This is a genomic window from Floridaenema flaviceps BLCC-F50 (assembly GCF_041929275.2).
Taxonomy (GTDB): domain Bacteria; phylum Cyanobacteriota; class Cyanobacteriia; order Cyanobacteriales; family Aerosakkonemataceae; genus Floridanema; species Floridanema flaviceps.
This window is the reverse complement of the sequence record NZ_JBHFNR020000001.1, coordinates 1,286,756-1,304,468: the sequence shown is the minus strand read 5'-3', so window position 1 is coordinate 1,304,468 and position 17,713 is coordinate 1,286,756. Positions and strand designations below refer to the sequence as shown.

11 protein-coding genes are annotated in these 17,713 nt (G+C 39.0%); 6 read left to right on the top strand and 5 right to left on the bottom strand.

Annotated elements, in window-relative coordinates; all coding sequences use genetic code 11:
* Positions 1–258 precede the first annotated feature (258 nt).
* Together ACE1CI_RS06235 and ACE1CI_RS06230 are read left to right on the top strand one after the other, a co-directional pair.
* A complete protein-coding gene (locus ACE1CI_RS06235) occupies positions 259–1,110 on the top strand; it encodes an MBL fold metallo-hydrolase (RefSeq protein WP_413263747.1) in 852 nt (283 codons plus the stop codon).
* A 279-nt stretch (positions 1,111–1,389) separates the two neighbouring features.
* A complete protein-coding gene (locus ACE1CI_RS06230) occupies positions 1,390–2,316 on the top strand; it encodes an alpha-1,2-fucosyltransferase (protein WP_413263746.1) in 927 nt (308 codons plus the stop codon).
* 169 nt (positions 2,317–2,485) lie between these two features.
* Here ACE1CI_RS06230 and rpiA read toward each other — a convergent pair whose 3' ends face one another.
* Positions 2,486–3,199 (bottom strand): ribose-5-phosphate isomerase RpiA, encoded by a 714-nt coding sequence (rpiA, locus tag ACE1CI_RS06225; protein WP_413263795.1) that lies wholly within the window; start codon positions 3,197–3,199, stop codon positions 2,486–2,488.
* A 196-nt stretch (positions 3,200–3,395) separates the two neighbouring features.
* On the opposite strand from rpiA, the gene ACE1CI_RS06220 reads away from it, so the two are divergent.
* The 3 genes from ACE1CI_RS06220 to ACE1CI_RS06210 all read left to right on the top strand — a co-directional run bounded on the left by ACE1CI_RS06220 (position 3,396) and on the right by ACE1CI_RS06210 (position 12,070).
* Positions 3,396–6,014 (top strand): tetratricopeptide repeat protein, encoded by a 2,619-nt coding sequence (locus ACE1CI_RS06220; RefSeq protein ID WP_413263745.1) that lies wholly within the window; start codon positions 3,396–3,398, stop codon positions 6,012–6,014.
* Entirely contained in the window at positions 6,014–6,346 is a 333-nt protein-coding gene (locus ACE1CI_RS06215) for a DUF3288 family protein (RefSeq protein WP_496615275.1), read from the top strand. Before ACE1CI_RS06220 ends, ACE1CI_RS06215 begins: the two co-directional genes overlap by 1 nt.
* Positions 6,347–6,628: 282 nt before the next feature.
* A complete protein-coding gene (locus tag ACE1CI_RS06210; RefSeq protein ID WP_413263743.1) occupies positions 6,629–12,070 on the top strand; it encodes a trifunctional serine/threonine-protein kinase/ATP-binding protein/sensor histidine kinase in 5,442 nt (1,813 codons plus the stop codon).
* 247 nt (positions 12,071–12,317) lie between these two features.
* On the opposite strand, the gene ACE1CI_RS06205 is transcribed toward ACE1CI_RS06210, so the two are convergent.
* The 3 genes from ACE1CI_RS06205 to ACE1CI_RS06195 form a co-directional block, all read right to left on the bottom strand.
* Positions 12,318–13,871 carry an MlaD family protein gene (locus ACE1CI_RS06205; RefSeq protein WP_413263742.1) on the bottom strand — a complete coding sequence of 518 codons (1,554 nt, stop codon included), beginning with the start codon at positions 13,869–13,871 and terminating at the stop codon, positions 12,318–12,320.
* Positions 13,872–13,903: 32 nt separating this feature from the next.
* Complete coding sequence (locus ACE1CI_RS06200) at positions 13,904–14,686, bottom strand: ABC transporter ATP-binding protein (RefSeq protein ID WP_413263741.1); 783 nt, start codon at positions 14,684–14,686, stop codon at positions 13,904–13,906.
* Positions 14,687–14,848: 162 nt separating this feature from the next.
* On the bottom strand, positions 14,849–16,414 hold the full coding sequence (locus tag ACE1CI_RS06195) for a cation:proton antiporter (protein ID WP_413263740.1): 1,566 nt from the start codon (positions 16,412–16,414) through the stop codon (positions 14,849–14,851).
* 70 nt (positions 16,415–16,484) lie between these two features.
* Here ACE1CI_RS06195 and ACE1CI_RS06190 point away from each other — a divergent pair, with 70 nt between their 5' ends.
* The gene (locus tag ACE1CI_RS06190; protein WP_459564035.1) at positions 16,485–17,165 is read left to right on the top strand and encodes a uracil-DNA glycosylase family protein; all 681 of its coding nucleotides are present in this window, start codon (positions 16,485–16,487) and stop codon (positions 17,163–17,165) included.
* Between the two features lie 325 nt (positions 17,166–17,490).
* Here ACE1CI_RS06190 and ACE1CI_RS06185 read toward each other — a convergent pair whose 3' ends face one another.
* Complete coding sequence (locus tag ACE1CI_RS06185; RefSeq protein WP_413263738.1) at positions 17,491–17,691, bottom strand: chlorophyll a/b-binding protein; 201 nt, start codon at positions 17,689–17,691, stop codon at positions 17,491–17,493.
* Positions 17,692–17,713 lie beyond the last annotated feature (22 nt).

Here is a 17,713-nt window from a genome sequence, read left to right as displayed (position 1 = left end):
CTTGCGGCGAGGGAAGAGAACAGGGAACAAATTGTTCTATTAACGCAAGTTGCTAGTTATAAGCTTAACCTTTTGAGATCCCCCTAAATCCCCCTTAATAAGGGGGACTTTGAATCCGGTTCCCCCCTTATTAAGGGGGGTTAGGGGGGATCAAAAGCCTTAGTATTTGTAACTGCAACTTGGGTTATTACCTTCTGCCCTCTGCCTTGGAGCCTTCTGCCTTGGAGCCTTCTGCCTTCTCTTAATAACCGAGGATTTATGCACATTCATCATCTTAATTGCGGCTGTATGTGTCCGATTGGCGGATCGCTGTTTGATGGGTTCAGTCGCGGTCTAAACGCACATTTGGTCTGTCACTGTTTGCTCATTGAGACAGACCGGGGATTAGTTCTGATTGATACGGGTTTTGGACTGCAAGATGTCAAGTCGCCTTATTCCCGACTCAGCCCATTTTTCATTCATTTCAATAATATCCAGTTTGAGCATAAGTATACGGCGATCGCGCAAATTGAGCAGCTGGGTTTTTCACCGCGAGATGTGCGTCATATCGTGCTGACTCACCTCGATTTCGATCATGCTGGAGGTCTGGAGGATTTCCCAGAGGCAACTGTACATATAATGCACAGTGAGATGGAAGCGGCTAAAGACCGACATGGCTTTATTACCAAAGGGCGTTATCGTCCGCAACAATGGGATGAAGTGAAGCGCTGGAAGTTTTATTCGCCGGGGGGTGAACCTTGGTTTGGCTTTGAGGCAGTCCGTGACCTTGAGGGACTACCGCCGGAGATTCTGCTCATCCCTCTTGCTGGACATACTAGAGGTCATGCTGGGATTGCGATCGACACAAAGGATGGGTGGCTTCTACACGCAGGGGATGCCTACTTTTATCGACAAGAAATGGATTCTGAACCAGATTGTACACCTGGTTTGCGTGCTTATCAATGGATGATGGAGGTAGATCGTAAGGCTCGGTTGTTCAATCAACAGCGGCTACGGGGGTTATCATGCGATCGGACCAATGGCGTGCGCGTTTTTTGTAGTCACGACGCGGTTGAGCTCAAAGCGTTTGCTGACCAGGACTCACCAAAAGCCTCTAACCTTCGGGTGTAAAGCGTGATAACGTAACGCACCATTCCCCTATCCTTCGGGTGCGAAGCGTGATAACGTAACGCACCATTCCGCTAATCTAGGAAACTGATATTGCGGCTGGGTCAGGTGCAGTGCCATCTTATACCATCTAACCCCAAGGTTGATACAAATTGAACGGACGGGTTTAGCCGATATCTTGGGCTACCCACCGTCAAATCTTCGTTTTCTATTTGACACTCTCACCGCACTGCGCTACGCTGTGGCGGGAGATTCTTGCTTCAACATTACTAGATAGCTTATATGTACTACTCTTACGCCAAATTTCTGGGCAAAGATTTAGGATATTTTCGGTTATTTGGAGGATTTGGTCTTTGTAATTTGTTGTTTGATTGGGCTAGATTTATTGTCGCCACTCGAAAGTATGACTTAATACCTATTTCTCCTACGTGGATTCAACTCAAATTAGGGCCTCTTTTGCGTGGGGAAGTAGATAAGCGATTTTACAGCAACCTGTTTTGCACTCCCCAAGACCAGATCTCCGGCATCAAAAAATTGTACTTATTGAACACATTGAAAAGAATTACATCGCAAGAATTTTACGATAAGACCCATACCAATGATAAAAATGATTATCTAGTTGTGTTTACAGGTGCCTATGAAGAAGCCTTTTTTTCAGAAATTTTGACAGACCATAAATTAGTTTTTAAAGAATTATTAGACATGACTCTGGAACAACATAAAAAAGGTCTAACTCACAACTTTAAAGGATCAATTTCTATTCATGTGAGATTGGGTGACTTTACTCAACCCACCAGCGATGACAATGCTTTAAACGGTGCTTGGCATTGCCGGATTCCGCTCACTTGGTACATTCAACAAGTAAATCAAATCCGATCGTTTGTGGAACGTGAGGTTCCAGTCTATGTCTTCTCCGATGGCAAGCCTAATGAACTGGCAGAGCTATTAGCATTACCTAATACCACAAAAATCGATTTTGGTTCCAGTATTGGAGATCTGCTAGGATTAGCCAATTCAAATGTATTGATTACATCGGGATCTACTTTCTCTATGTGGGCTTCCTATCTGGGTAGAATGCCTGTGATTTGGCATAAGAATCAGTGCCGACAACGCCTTTACTATGAAGATAGTTCTCTGGAAGTTGAAACTGACGAGGCTGGTAATTTATCAAAAGAGTTTCTGGACAAGGTGGCAGTCAGGTTAAAGTAAAGTACTCTAAATTAATTACAAATAATTAGTTAGTTGAAAGCTCAATCCGCTTGATGATACCGAATAGGTGGGTTTTTAATATTTGCCCGGAAATTGATTTCCGGGCAGGCTTGCAATCGCAGGTGCAAGATCTCAGCTTGCCTAAACAGCGTAGCTTAACGGGAGAATGTTATTTGCTAATTTCTCGAACTGATGGTTGTCCGTCTTTTACTTCACCAACTAATACTAAATCAGTGACACCAACGAACAAACCATTTTCTAAAACACCAGGAATATTGTTCAAGGTTTTTTCTAATTCTGCCGGATTATCTATTGAGTCAAATTTGACATCAACTACAAAATTTCCTTGATCGGTAACTACTGGACCTGCTTTTTTTACACCCATTCTTAATTGTGGTTTACCGCCTAGTTTTTCGATCGCACGCATCACAGGCGAGTATGCCATCGGAATCACTTCTACTGGTAACAAAAATGTGGAACCAAGTTTATCTACTAACTTGGAACTGTCCACAACTACGATAAATTGATCTGCTAAAGCATCAACAATTTTCTCACGGGTATGGGCTGCACCACCGCCTTTAATTAAGTTTAAATTCGGGTCAACTTCGTCAGCACCATCGATCGCAATATCAATATGGTCAACTGCATCCAGCGTTGTCAAGGGAATGCCGTATTGTCTGGCTAACACATCTCCCTGAAACGAGGTAGTAATGCCAACAATATCTGTGAGTTCGCCGGATTTCAGGCGTTCTCCCAAATATTCAATCATGAAAGCGGCTGTTGAGCCAGTTCCCAAACCGACAATCGAACCTGATTTTACGCGATCGGCTGCTGCTTTGCCGACCATTTGTTTCATCACTTTAGTAGCGTCCATCTCACTCATGCGGTAAACTCCTGTAATTAGTCCTTGGTCATCGGTCATTAGTCATCTGGAAAAACATCCTCATGACAATTGACAAATGACTATTGACTGTTTAGTGTTAACTTTACTAGGGAATGGGAATTTCTCTAAGTGTTTCATCCCACAAAGTTAAATTCCCAGTCGCTCATCCTCAGTCATTACTCACTATTTCCACCAGATGCAATCGCAATTAAACTCCCGAATAGCTGAACATTTCTGCAATACTGGCAATCAACTGAAGACAGAAAAAAGATTCGATGAAGCTATTGCCAGCTATCAAAAAGCTTTGCAACTGCAACCAGACTATGCAGAGGTACATCACCAGCTGGCTGAAATTTATTTTTGGCAAAGGAAGTTACGAGAGGCGATCGCATCTGGCAACAAAGCAATCCAACTGCAACCAGATTTCGCCCCAAATCACAAGATTTTAGGTAATGTTTTCCAAACTCAGGGCAACCTAGAAGCGGCGTTGGATGCTTACGCTAAAGCGTTAGAATTAAATCCTGAATATGCGGAAGCTTATATTAATCAAGGTAGTATACTTTCTAAACTTGGGCGCAATGAGGAAGCAGTTGTCAGTTTAGAAAAGGCAATTGCCATTAACCCAAATATCGGGGCAGCTTATTGGAATTTGGCTAATGTTTATTTGCAATTAGACAATTTGGAAAAGGTGGTTGAGTATCGGAAGCAAGCGTTTTTAATAGAACCTAAATTGGTAAATGCGGAAACTTTAAATGATTTGGGAACTGCGATCGGCAAATTAGGTGATTTTGAGTCAGCGATTAATTATTATCATAAAGCTATTGAATTACAACCAAATTACCATTTGGCGCATCTCAATTTAGGAGTCTCTTTGCGAAAACTGGGGAAATTAGATGCGGCAAAAGAGGAGTTACAAAAAGCTATTGCTTTAAAACCAGACGATCCAGAAGCATATAACAATTTAGGCAGTGTTTTAATAGACGAAAAACAGATAGATGCAGGAATATCTAATTACGAGAAAGCAGTAAAACTAAAACCTGATTCGGCTGAATATCATTTTAATTTAGGGACAGCTTTAGGGCAGAAAGATAAGTGTAATGAAGCAATTAAGGAATTACAAAAGGCGGTTGAATTAGACCCGGATTTAGGTGAAGCTTACAGCAATCTGGGAGCGATCGTATATCGCAAAACTAGAAAGGATGGTGAAATTAGTGGGGAATTATTTAACATAGCAATTAACAGCCTTTTAAAGGCATTAGAAGTCAATCCAGATCTGGAACTTGCCCATCTTTATTTAGCACAATTAATTACCTCGCCAGTCAGGGCTTCGGATTTTGGCGCTTTAAGACAAGCATCAGCGATATATTTAGAGAGAAGTAAAGATAAAAATCGCTTAATTGCTGCATCTACCTATATTGGTACTCATATCAAATCAGGATTAGCCCAATTAGCTAAAGAAAAGTTTCTGGAAATTGAACCAGAAATTTACAATCAACTGGAAAAAATTAATAACACAGAGTTAAGCATCGTTTACTCTCATGTACTGTTCAATCTCCACTATTTACGGGATGATTTAGCAGCAAACACTCAACTTTATCAGGAAGTTGGGAAAAAATATGCCGAGCAAATTATTGCCACCAAAAAAATTAAAATCAGCCAACCTGAGAAGAAACAACTACCAACAAGCAATTTAAAAATTGGGGTAATGTCTTCCTATTTTGCTAGACATTCTGTTGGTTGGTGTAGTGCGGATATTATCACGGAGTTAGGGAAATTAACGCCTAATTTATATTTGTATTTTATGGGCGATCGCCAACCGGACGATCGCACCAAAATTTTTGAAAGCGCCGCCGCGAAGTTTTATCGCCCCAAAGCTACCGAAAACGGCGAATTTGATATTAACCAAATTGTCCAAGATATCGCCCAAGATGAATTAGATATCTTGATTGAATTAGATTCTTCCACAATTCCCACCCAAGTGGAAGTTATCTATCATCAACCTGCATCAGTTTGTCTGTCTTGGTTAGGTTTTGAAGCGCCATTTACCAAGGAAAGTAATTACTTCCTTTGTGACTGGAATACTCACCCGGAAGGTAGAGAAAAATATAACCGCGAACAGTTAGTAAGGATGCCAGATTCTTTCGTTGCTGTTGGTGGTTTTAAATCCGCGCCAGTTGATAAGAAAGCTGCAAGAAGAGCCCAAAGAATCGCTGAAGATCAAATCGTTTATTTGTGCGTTGCACCTGGTTACAAATTGAACGAAGAACAGATTCAAGCACAAGTAAAAATTCTCAAAGGAGTACCTGATAGCGTTTTATTCTACAAAGGTCACACGGGCGATCTCAAAATCATTGAAGCCGCTTATAAAGCAGAATGTCAAGCACAGGGAGTAGGTGCTCAACGCATTAAATTTATTTCCCGTAGCGCCAGCGAAGAACAACATCGCCAAGTGTATCAAGTAGCAGATATTATGCTTGATTCTTATCCTTACAATGGCGGAACTCACAACTTAGAAGCTTTGTGGTTTAATCTACCAGTAGTTACCAAAAGCGGCGAAACTTATCTTTCGAGAATGGGTTACTCTTTCTTAAAAACTCTCTCTCTGGACGAATGTATTACTAATAGTTGGGAGGAGTATATTGAAACGGGAATTAAGTTAGGGAAAGACCAAGAATTTCGGCGATCGATTAAAGAAAAGTTGGTACAATCTAAACAACCAGAAACTCTCTCTCCTTTGTGGAATCCACAAAAGTTTGCCCAAGATATGTATCAAGTTTTTGAGCAACTTTTGGCCCAAAAATTGGGTAATGAGTGATGAAAAACCAAGAACAACAACATCCTTTGTATAAGGGCGATCGCGAAATAGTAGATAAACTATTACAAATACAAAATGAGCCAACGGCTTACGATATGGCAGAATTAGCCCGTCTAAAAATTCGCTATCGCGGTTTTCCCGGTGCGAAAGATATTCAAGACGACTTAGAAAAAGTTTTGCAACAATGGCAAATGGATGAAGAAAAACTTTTTGAAATCACTCGTCAAATTCATGCTCAAGGAATGGTTTATAAAACTCGTGATAATGATAGTGAAGATTGGGCTTTAGTTAATAAAAAGGTACGTTGTTGCGCTCGACTCGCCTTTCTTTAGCGCCCAAGCGCAACAACATACCTTTTCTGTAAGCACGATCGCATAATTTGGTATAAACTTATACTATGTATGTAACCGTCGCTATGCCACCTATAAGCGTTTGATAAGATAACTTGCTCAGATATATGGCAAGAATTTATAAAAACTGTGGTGTTATGGCTGGTTAGTTGGGAATTCTAAATAAGTCAGTGTTTCTGTTTGGCACTACATAGATGTCTCAATGCAGCAAATGCTGCTGATAGGATAGCAGTACAAAATAATTTAGGACTAGTTTAAAGGCTTATGAGTGCGATCGCCAACTTGTCTGGTTATCAAATTACAGAGCAACTATACGCAGGTACGCGCACCCTCGTCTATCGAGGTATCCGTACCAGCGATCGACACCCCGTTGCTATTAAAATATTACGAAACGAATATCCAAACTTTAGCGAACTTGTTCAATTACGCAACCAATATACTATTGCCAAAAATCTTGACTTTCCTCGTATTATCAAAGCCTTAACTCTGGAAGTATATCGCAATGGCTATGCCTTAGTTATGGAAGATTTTGGCGGAATTTCTTTATCTGATTATCTCTTATTAGCCAACGATAACAGTCCAAAATCTAACTATTTACCTTTATTAGAATTTGTTAAAATAGCTATTCAACTGACAGAAGCTCTGCACTATCTCTATCAAAATCGAGTTATTCATAAAGATATTAAACCTGCTAATATTCTGATTCATCCTCACAGCAAACAAGTCAAATTAATTGACTTTAGTATTGCCTCTCTCCTACCTAGAGAAACTCAAGAAATTCAGAACCCCAATGTTTTAGAAGGAACATTAGCCTATCTATCACCAGAACAAACTGGTCGAATGAATCGAGGCATTGATTATCGTACCGATTTCTATGCCCTTGGTGTCACCTTTTATGAATTGTTAACAGGACAGTTACCATTTATATCTGATGATCCGATGGAATTGGTACATGGTCATCTGGCTGAACAGCCAATACCTATCCATGAAATTAATGCAGAAATTCCTTTAGTATTGTCAGAAATTGTCGGTAAATTGATGGCAAAAAATGCTGAAGAACGTTATCAGACTGCATTAGGAATCAAGCATGATTTAGAAAAATGTTTAACTCAATTACAAGAAAAGGGGCAGATTGAGTATTTTGAAATCAGAAAGCGGGATCTTAGCGATCGCTTTACTATCCCCGAAAAACTCTATGGAAGAGAAGCTGAAGTCAATCAACTATTAAATTCCTTCGCTTGCGTTGCCAATGGTACAACAGAAATGATGCTAGTTGCGGGATTTTCAGGCATTGGAAAAACCGCAGTAGTAAACGAAGTACATAAACCCATTGTGAAGCAACGGGGTTATTTTATCAAAGGCAAATACGATCAATTTCAACGCAACATTCCTTTTAGCGCATTTGTGCAAGCATTCCGTGAGTTAATGGGGCAATTGCTATCAGAATCTGAGGCTCAAATACAAACTTGGAAAACGAATATTCTCACCGCAGTAGGAGAGAATGGACAAGTCTTAATTGACGTAATTCCTGAGTTAGAAAGCATCATTGGTAAACAACCACCTGCTATAGAATTATCAGGAACAGCCGCTCAAAATCGCTTTAATTTGCTTTTACAAAAATTTGTCAAAGTTTTCACTAGTGCTGCACATCCCTTAGTGATGTTTTTGGATGACTTACAATGGGCAGATTCCGCTTCACTGAATTTGCTGAAATTATTGATGCAAGATACGAGATATTTATTGATATTAGGTGCTTATCGAGATAATGAAGTTTCTCCTGTTCATCCTTTCGTTTTAACAGTGGATGAAATTGTCAAAATGGGAGCAACAGTTAATACTATTACTTTACCACCCTTAACCCAATCAGACATGAATCGGCTAGTTGCAGACACACTCAATTGTGAGTTATCCTTAGCCGATCCTTTGACACAATTAGTCTATCAAAAAACCGAAGGTAATCCTTTTTTTGCTACGCAGTTTCTCAAAGCATTACATAATGATAATTTAATAAGTTTTAATTGGAATATTCAGCATTGGCAGTGTGATATTGCCCAAGTCAAAGCCTTAGCAATTACTGATGATGTTGTTGAATTCATGGCATCACAATTGCAGAAATTGCCGAAAGAAACTCAGGATGTATTAAAATTAGCGGCTTGTATTGGAACACAGTTTGATTTGAATACTTTAGCAATTGTTAACCAGAAATCACCGGAAAGTACGGCAACAAGTTTATGGAAAGGATTGCAGGAAACTTTGGTGATTCCTACTACTAAAATCTACAAATTCTTTACCCAGTCTGATAGTGAAGAAATTTTGCAAGCTTCTGTTAATCCGACTTATCGATTTTTGCACGATCGCGTCCAACAAGCAGCTTATTCTCTAATTCCAACAGACCAAAAACAAAATACTCATTTAACAATTGGATTACTATTATTGAACCATACTCCTATTGAAGAACAGGATGCTAAAATTTTTGAAATTGTCAACCATTTAAATTTAGGATTAGAACTAATCGATCGACTCGATCGACAAGAACAACTTGCTCATCTCAATTGGCTAGCAGGGCAAAAAGCTAAAAATTCAGCTGCATATACAGCAGCTATCAAATATTTTTCGACAGGCTTACAATTACTTGCTCCTAATAAGTGGCAAACACAGTATATCTTAGCACTCAATCTGAGCGAGACTTTGGCGGAAGTTGCCTATTTGCAAGGTGATTTTGCCAAGATGAATCAGGTTATTAATGAAGTTTTATCTAATACGAATAGCTTGCTAGATAGAGTGAATGTTTATGAAACAAAAATTCAGGCAGACATTGTACAGAATCGTTTTATAGACGCTGTAGAAACCACATTAGAAATATTGCATAAATTAGGGTTTGATTTTCCTAATTCTCCTACTCAATTAGAAGTTCAACAAGCATTAGAAAACACTACCTTCAAGCTCAATCAATGTTCAATTGAATCTCTGTATGATTTGCCAGAGATGACTTCGATTGAAGGTTCGATCGCTACACGCTTGCTAGTAAAAGTATTATCAGCAACCTACATTGGCAAACCAGAGTTATTGCCTATTCTGCTGAGTGAAGGAGTTAATCTTTTTCTGGAACAAGGTAATAATCCCCTATCTGGATTTATATATGCTTGGTATGGATTGATTATTTGTTCTGCGATCGGGGATATTAGCACAGGATATAATTTGGGGGAACTTTCCTTAAAGCTGTTAGATAAATTTAATGCCAAAGCAATCTATGCTCGCACCACTTTTATAGTGTATTACTTTATTAAACACTGGAAAATTCCGGTAAGAGAAACTTTGGATTCTTTTTTAAATACCTATTACATTGGTTTAGAAACAGGAGATTTAGAGTATGCAGCTTGGTCGATTCACTGTTACTCTTATTTCGCCTATTTCGCTGGATATGAATTAACAAGTTTATCCTCAAGAATATTCTTTGCTGCTGAGGCAATTTCCCAAATAAATCAAGAGGCTGCTTTGAATTATTCTAATATTTTTAGACAAAGTATCATCAATCTTTTGGGAAACTCAAATCAGCCAGAATTATTAATGGGTGAGGCGTACAATGAAGCACAAATGTTGCCCTTCCATCAAAACCAGAACGATCAACTGGGATTAATTTTTCTATCTATTAACAAGCTTATTCTGTGCTATTTATTCTCTCAATACGAGCAAGCGATCGAATATGTACATCTTTTTGAGCAATACGCTCAGGCTGGAGCGGGTTCAGTTTTTATTCCTACTTTTTATTTTTATGCTTCTTTAGTCCATCTAGCGATTTACTCTAAAAGTGAGAATTCCCAGCAAACTGACATTATCGATCGCATTACTTCAAACCAAGAAAAAATGAGGATATATGCTAATCATGCTCCTGCTAATTGTTTACACAAATTCTATTTAGTAGAAGCCGAACGGTGTCGAGTATTTAATCAACGGACGGAAGCCATAGAATTTTACGATCGCGCCATTTCCATAGCTAAAGAAAACGAATATATCCAAGAAGAAGCAATTGCTAACGAACTTGCTGCTAAATTCTATCTTGATTGGGGTAAAGAAAAAGTTGCTGCTGGGTATATGCAAGAAGCATACTATTGTTATGCTCGTTGGGGTGCTAAAGCAAAAGTCGCCTATTTAGAACAACACTTTCCCCAATTATTAGGAGCTATTCTTCAACCAATTAACTTTGCGATCTCAACTGGAGGAACGATCGCTCCCACCCCGATTAGAAATGTAACTATCGCCAGTAGTAATGAGAATTTATGGTTAGATTTCCCCGCAGTGATGAAAGCAGCACAAGCTATTTCCGAGGAAATTGAATTAGAGAAACTTTTAGCTACTCTAATGCAAATTGCCATTAATAATGCAGGAGCGCAAACTGGAATTTTAGTAATTAATCAAGAAGCAGAATTATTAGTGGTAGCGAAAGCGAATCAGAAGCATACAGAAAATTGGCAAATTCCTCTAACTGAATGTTCAGAATTACCGCAAAATTTGATTTATTCTGTAGCTAGAAGTCAAACAACGGCAGTTTTTGATAACTTAAGTGCTGAGGCTCAATTTGCAGGCGATCGCTATATCATTACGCACCAACCTAAATCAGCTTTATGTACTCCAATTAGCAAGCAGGGTAAATTAATTGCCATATTATATTTGGAGAATAACCTCACAGTCGGTGCATTCACTAGCGATCGCATCGAAACTCTGAAAATTCTTACTTCTCAAGCTGCTATATCCATTGAAAATGCACGTTTGTATCAAAAATTAGAAAAATATTCTCAAACTTTAGCAGCAGAAGTAGAGCGAAAAACTGAGGATTTAAGGCAAAAAGCTGATGATTTAGAGCAAGCATTGAAAAATTTGCAACAAACCCAAACCCAATTAATTCAAAGCGAGAAAATGTCAGCACTTGGTCAATTGGTCGCAGGTATAGCACACGAAATTAATAATCCAGTGAACTTTATTCATGGTAATCTTCAGCATACAGAAAATTATGTCAACAATTTGCTCAGTTTGCTAGAACTTTATCAGCAAGAATATCTGGAAGAAAACTCAGTAATTCAAGCAAAAATTGAGGAGATAGAGCTAGAATTTATTAAAAAAGATTTGAATAAAATATTCCGCTCAATGAAAACAGGGAGCGAACGCATCCAGCAAATTATTGTGAGTTTGCGGAATTTTTCTCGCTTGGATGAAGCGAAAATGAAATCTGTAGATTTACACAGCGGGATTGACAGCACTTTATTAATTTTACAAAATCGTTTCCAGGGTAATAACAATCAACCAAAGATACAACTTATTAAAGAGTATGGAGATTTGCCTTTAGTTACTTGTTATGCAAGTGAAATGAACCAAGTATTTTTGAGTATTATTAGTAATGCCCTTGATGCTCTCAAAGAAGTTAGTAAAACTAATAGAAATCCCTTCATAAAGATTCAGACAGAAGTGGAAGAAAAAGAGTGGGTAAGAATTACAATTACTGATAATGGCAACGGGATTCCCGCCGATATTCAAAAACGTCTATTTGAGCCATTTTTCACAACTAAACCTGTAGGGAGTGGTACAGGTTTAGGTTTATCTGTTAGCTATGCTATTGTCAAAAAACATGGGGGTCAATTAATCTGTAATTCTGCCATCGGCGGCAAAACAGAATTTGTGATTAAGATTCCGATAGCGATAGCAGCATTTTAGTACTAAGTAGGTAGATGTAAATAAAGTGAAAACCAGGGCGGGCTCTCCTGCCCACCCCACCAGAGTTAGAGCTTTCTTGTGGGGTGGGCAGGAGAGCCTGCCCCACCAGAGTTAGAGCTTTCTTGTGGGGTAGGCAGGAGAGCCCGCCCCACCAGAGTTAGAGCTTTCTTGTGGGGTAGGCAGGAGAGCCCGCCAAAGTTTTCAGTTTATTTATATCTACCTACTTACTAGTCGTCATTAAAAAAAGTTAATTATCACCATGAGATGATTTTTGGACGAAAGGTTTTCTATCTTTTCTGTTAGCTGTTGTTTCTGGTATGGGAACAATTGGTTTGTTTTGTGTGGGTAAATTATCAGTGGGAGAGTGACCAATAGTATTAGGTATTGGTAAATTTGTTGCTGCTTTCATTGGTTGTAAAAATTGGGCTACTTCTACCTGTTGTTGTAATTGTTCGGTAGAAGAAACTAAACCGCTTAATCCATTAATCAAAATACGGAGATTTTGGCGTAATTTGGGATCGCCGATTAATTCATCTAAATCAGAGGTAATTTTTTGGGCATTTTGAAATGTTACTCTGGCGGAATCTAATGTTTGTTGTAATGATAAAATAACTGTGGGGTCATTTAAAGAACTAGAAACTTTGCGTAAATTAGCTGATGCTTCTACTGCATTAGCAGAAAGGGTTTCTAAGTTTTGAATTAATTGTCCTTGGGAAATGCGATCGATCGAAGGACTCAATTTCCGCACAGCAACCCGCAAATCATCACTCGTTTCTTTCAAATTATTCAAAGTGGCAACTAGCGCCCCTTGATTATTAGTAATTAAATTATTTAAATTACCGACTAACCCATTTACTTGATTAGTTGTCGATCGAAATTCATCTAAAGTTCTATTCACCCGTCCCGCAGTTTGGTTAAAGGAAGAACCCAATTGATTAGTAGTAACAGTAATTTGATCGGCAGTTCTACCAATTCTATTTGCAGTCACGCCAAATTGATTAGAAACTTGCTCAGCAGTCCGACCAATTCTATCAGCAGTTACGTTAAATTGGTCAGCAGTCCGACCAATTCTATCAGCAGTTACGTTAAATTTATCAGCAGTTACACTCAGTTTATCAGCAGTTACGCCAAATCTATCTACAGTGCGACCAATAGCACTAGTTGCTTGGGAAATATTTCCTAAATCCTGTCTCACTGCTTGGGATAACCCCGATAAATCACGAGTTAAACTAACTATACCTTCGGCTGCTCTTGATGTATTGGTAATAGCTGAATTAATATTGTTGTAAAATTGCCGATCGGTATAAAGATTAGCGAAGCTAACAGCAGCATTAATTAATTGGTCAATACTAGCGCCTGTTTTTCCTTCTAAACGTGCATTTTGACAAATAATTAGCTGTCTTTGATTACAGTTTGGGTCGAATGGTGCTAGGTTTTTTACATCAGTAGCTACTTCTCTATTAGGAGTAATATTAATGCTATTTTCTCCGATTAAACCTGACTGTTGCGACTCAATTGTAACATCACGAGGTATGACTAAATCTGGTTCGGTAATTTCCACTAATACATCGACACCATTAACTTGTGGATCGACTCTGAGAACTCTACCAACGGTGACACCACGATAGCGCACAGGTGTTCCTATTTGCATTCCTCCAGCATCCTTAAAGTTGACAGTAAATTGATAGTCACGTCTGCCAAAATAGATACCTTGCAACCACAAAATTAATCCAGCGAATAGTCCTATTCCTAATAATAATAATAAGCCAACCGAACCTTCTCTCATAGTACGCGATCGCATATTTCCTCTTCCACTTTCTTGCAAAGTTTTTCTCAACCAACTACTTGAATTGGCCCTTCTACACTACCGCTAAAAAATTGCCGCATTAAAGGATCTTCGGTAGTGTCAATATCATCAACTGCACCCTCCCATTTAACTTTACCTTGATAAAGAAACACAATCCGTTCACTAGTGCGGCGAATAGTACTATCTTGGTGAGTGACGATCGCGTAAGTGTTACAACCTCCTGTTTTTGCTTTTAAATCTCGAATCAAATCTTCAATCACAGTAGAAGCGATCGGATCTAAACCTGCTGTAGGTTCATCGTACAACAAAACTTCGGGATTATCTTTTGGATTGTCTGGATTAGACATAATCGCCCGCGCAAAACTCACCCGTTTTCGCATTCCCCCGGATAATTCTGCGGGATAGCGATCGCCTATTCCAGGCAATCCTACCATCTCCAATTTCTCCTCCACAAGTTCCCGAATTCTTCGCCGTGATAACTTAGAATGTTGATACAATAAAAAACCTACATTTTCTTCTACTGTCAACGAATCAAATAAAGCAGCTTGCTGAAAAACTAAACCAATTCCTAGCGGATTTTCTCCATCTTCAATTAACCCTTTGCGCCGTTTTCCCCGAATATAAATTTCCCCAGCATCAGGTGCAAGTAATCCAGCAATTACTCGCAAAATCGTTGATTTTCCTGTACCAGAAGGGCCAATAATACCTAAAGCTTCTCCTTGATAAATCGTCAGATCAACTTCGTCTAAAACTTTATTGTCACCAAAAGTTTTAGAAACTTTTTTTAATTGAATAATCGGTTCAGTCATAGAAGTCCCGACTTAATCCACTGGTAAATATTATACCTAGTTATACCAGTAGGATTTATTGGCGATCCAAATGTAGAGACGTTTCATGTATTTATTTACTGTAGAGACGTTCCATGAAACGTCTCTACAATTTTGCATCAGCAAACATTTTAGCGAGCGATATTACACATCCTCTTCTCTACCCAAAACTTCTTGTAACATCGGGGAAAGTCGTTCATCTAACCAACCAGTGCGAATCAATTCCGCATAAGTATCCGCCTCAATATCTAACAGTTTATCGCGCATTTGTTCATTAACTTGCTCTCTTAATTGCGGGTGTTTAACTATCATTTGGTAAGTCTCTTCTGACAAAGATTCTAATTCGCCTTCCACTAATGACATTTGTAAATCATAAAATTCTGGATCGACTTGGCGGAAATCTTTTTCCTCACAAAGAAACTTCATCACTCTGGTTAAAGCAATGCGACGTGCCACCATTTCAGAATATTCCTGCTGCAATTTGCGATCGCCAATTAAACCCAAATTTTCCAAAAGAAACTGAGTAGTTAAACCTTGCACTAATAAAGTAAATAAAACCACACCAAACACAATATCAGCGATCTCTTGCCTCCCAGCTAAAGCAACTGGTAAACTCAAAGCCAAAGCAATCGAAACCGAACCCCTTAAACCTCCCCACCAAAGCACCAACATTTCTTGCCAACTGAGATCGACTTTAGTGAACAAATTGCTGATAAATCCCAGGAAAAAAATCGCCACAATTCGAGTTAATAATACTGCTGCGATCGCCAACATTATCAACCCAAAATCCTTTGCCAAATTATCATAACGGACTTGATCGCCAATCAATAAAAAGACAATTGAATTGACAAAAAAAGCCAAAAAATCCCAAAATTCAGTTACTAGCAATCTAGTGCGGGGATTCATGCCAATTCGCGAACCGAAATTTCCCAAAATTAAGGCAGTTGTCACAACTCCAATTACCCCAGAACCGCCCAATTCTTCAGTAATTAAATAAGTTCCATAAGCAGCAACTAAAGTCAGGGATTGTTCCACTAATGGCAAATCAAACCTTTGAGTCAAATAGGAAATTCCAAACCCAATTAAACTGCCAACTCCCACCCCAACACCGACAAAAACAAAGAATCGCGCCACACTCACAGGTAAATCAAATTCTTCAATTCCCAAAGGAATTCCTACTAACAAACTAAAGGCAACAACTGCCACACCATCATTAAATAAACTCTCTCCCTCCATGATAGTTCTTAACTTTTTCCCCGCACCTAATTCCTTAAACAAAGCAATTACAGAAACCGGATCGGTTGCGGCTAAAGTTGCCCCTGCCAATAAAGCAGTTGCTAAAGGAATTGCGGCAAATTGATTCAGTGCCAAACCAATGCCAACAACCGAAATCATTACGCCAAAAATTGCGTAAAGCACCACAGGCACCCAATTTTCCAGCAAGTCTCGCCACTTCAAATTCCAAGCAGCTTCAAATAATAAAGGTGGCAAGAAGATTTCTAAAATTAAGCCGGGAGATAGATTGACTAATCTGACATTTACAAAAGCTAAACCCAACCCGACAATCACTAGCAATAAAGTGTAGGGAATTTTCCGAAACCAGCTAAAAACTCGCGATAATGTAGCGACGCTTAAAGAAACTGAAAGTACTAAAAGAAACTGTTCCAGATTTTGTTCAATAGCTGATTGTCCAACGTTTTCTATTGCCATGAAACAATGTCCTATAGAAAGTGTACTATTGAAAGGTTGTACCCAGATTCAAGAGAAGAAAGCTGCTTCTATGCCCAATATTACTCAGCTATTATCAGAGATTCAACAAGAAGCCGAAAGTGCTACCTTTCCCATCGATGAACCAGTTTATCTCGCTGCGGGATTAAAACCAACCCAACCTATTCTCTATGCAGGTAATCTCAATAGTCAATTATGCTTTTTTGCTAGAGATTTGGGCAAAGATGAAGTTCATGCCAATCAACCACTGATTGGTGCTGCTGGCAAGCTTGTGCGTAGTGGTTTATACCGTGCTATGACACAGGAAGCACCAACAAAAACTACTGATTTGCAAGCAGTTTTAGATCATGTTTTGCTCACCAATACTGTACCTTACAAACCACCAGGAAATAAAGCCTATAGTCAAGCAGTAAAGAAAAGATTTCGCCCTTTTATTGAACGGTTGTTAGTGTTGCATTGGCAAGGAAATAAAATTATTACTTTAGGTAATGAAGCTTTTGATTGGTTTACGCCATACACTGAAAAAGGAGTTTTAGCAGAGTTTTTTGCTAGAAGCGATCGCTATTCTGCAACTATTGAAATTCAAATGGTAGCGAAAGATAACGCCGGAAATTTGCACAAAAAATTAATAAACTTAATGCCCTTACCCCATCCTTCGCCATTGAATCAAAAATATTATTCCCAGTTTCCCCAATTGCTTCAAGAAAGATTGGCAGGAATATTTAGCTGGTAGCGCAAGTTGCTAGTTATTGATTCTTTCGGAGTTCCCCCCTTGATGTTAATAGCTCTTCTTGGGCCGGTTCCCCCCTTATTAAGGGGGGTTAGGGGGGATCTAAAGGCTGTGATATGTGTTTAGATCCCCCCAACCCCCCTTAATAAGGGGGGCTAAGAAAGAGCCAGACTTATAACTAGCAACTTAAGTTAGTATTACAAGTACGATCGCACTCTTATCCCCCATTATTTCAACAAACAAAGGGAAATGAAAATGCGATCGCTAACAAATTTTTCTATTAAACAAAACCAGGGAAACCCGTTAAGCATTTCCCCATCTTGACAAATTACAGACCAAAATAGTGAATAAACTTTTCACCAGTTGTTAATTCAATCAGCAATGCAATCAGAAAACCAACCATTGCCAAACGACCATTCCAAATTTCAGCACTGGGATTAGAACCAAATTCAAATTTAGTAGCGAACTCGCCGTATTTGCGATCGAATTGTCCTTCGTAGTTTTCAGCGGTTTTTGGTGTGTTAGTCATGATTTAAAGTTCCTGCTTTACG

Bases quoted from the DNA above. Each gene is read 5' to 3' on its own strand.
- ACE1CI_RS06195 (WP_413263740.1), bottom strand. From the start codon at position 16,414: ATGGCAATAGAAAACGTTGGACAATCAGCTATTGAACAAAATCTGGAA.
- ACE1CI_RS06190 (WP_459564035.1), top strand. From the start codon at position 16,485: ATGCCCAATATTACTCAGCTATTATCAGAGATTCAACAAGAAGCCGAA.
- ACE1CI_RS06200 (WP_413263741.1), bottom strand. From the start codon at position 14,686: ATGACTGAACCGATTATTCAATTAAAAAAAGTTTCTAAAACTTTTGGT.
- rpiA (WP_413263795.1), bottom strand. From the start codon at position 3,199: ATGAGTGAGATGGACGCTACTAAAGTGATGAAACAAATGGTCGGCAAA.
- ACE1CI_RS06205 (WP_413263742.1), bottom strand. From the start codon at position 13,871: ATGCGATCGCGTACTATGAGAGAAGGTTCGGTTGGCTTATTATTATTA.
- ACE1CI_RS06220 (WP_413263745.1), top strand. From the start codon at position 3,396: ATGCAATCGCAATTAAACTCCCGAATAGCTGAACATTTCTGCAATACT.
- ACE1CI_RS06230 (WP_413263746.1), top strand. From the start codon at position 1,390: ATGTACTACTCTTACGCCAAATTTCTGGGCAAAGATTTAGGATATTTT.
- ACE1CI_RS06210 (WP_413263743.1), top strand. From the start codon at position 6,629: ATGAGTGCGATCGCCAACTTGTCTGGTTATCAAATTACAGAGCAACTA.
- ACE1CI_RS06235 (WP_413263747.1), top strand. From the start codon at position 259: ATGCACATTCATCATCTTAATTGCGGCTGTATGTGTCCGATTGGCGGA.
- ACE1CI_RS06215 (WP_496615275.1), top strand. From the start codon at position 6,014: ATGAAAAACCAAGAACAACAACATCCTTTGTATAAGGGCGATCGCGAA.
- ACE1CI_RS06185 (WP_413263738.1), bottom strand. From the start codon at position 17,691: ATGACTAACACACCAAAAACCGCTGAAAACTACGAAGGACAATTCGAT.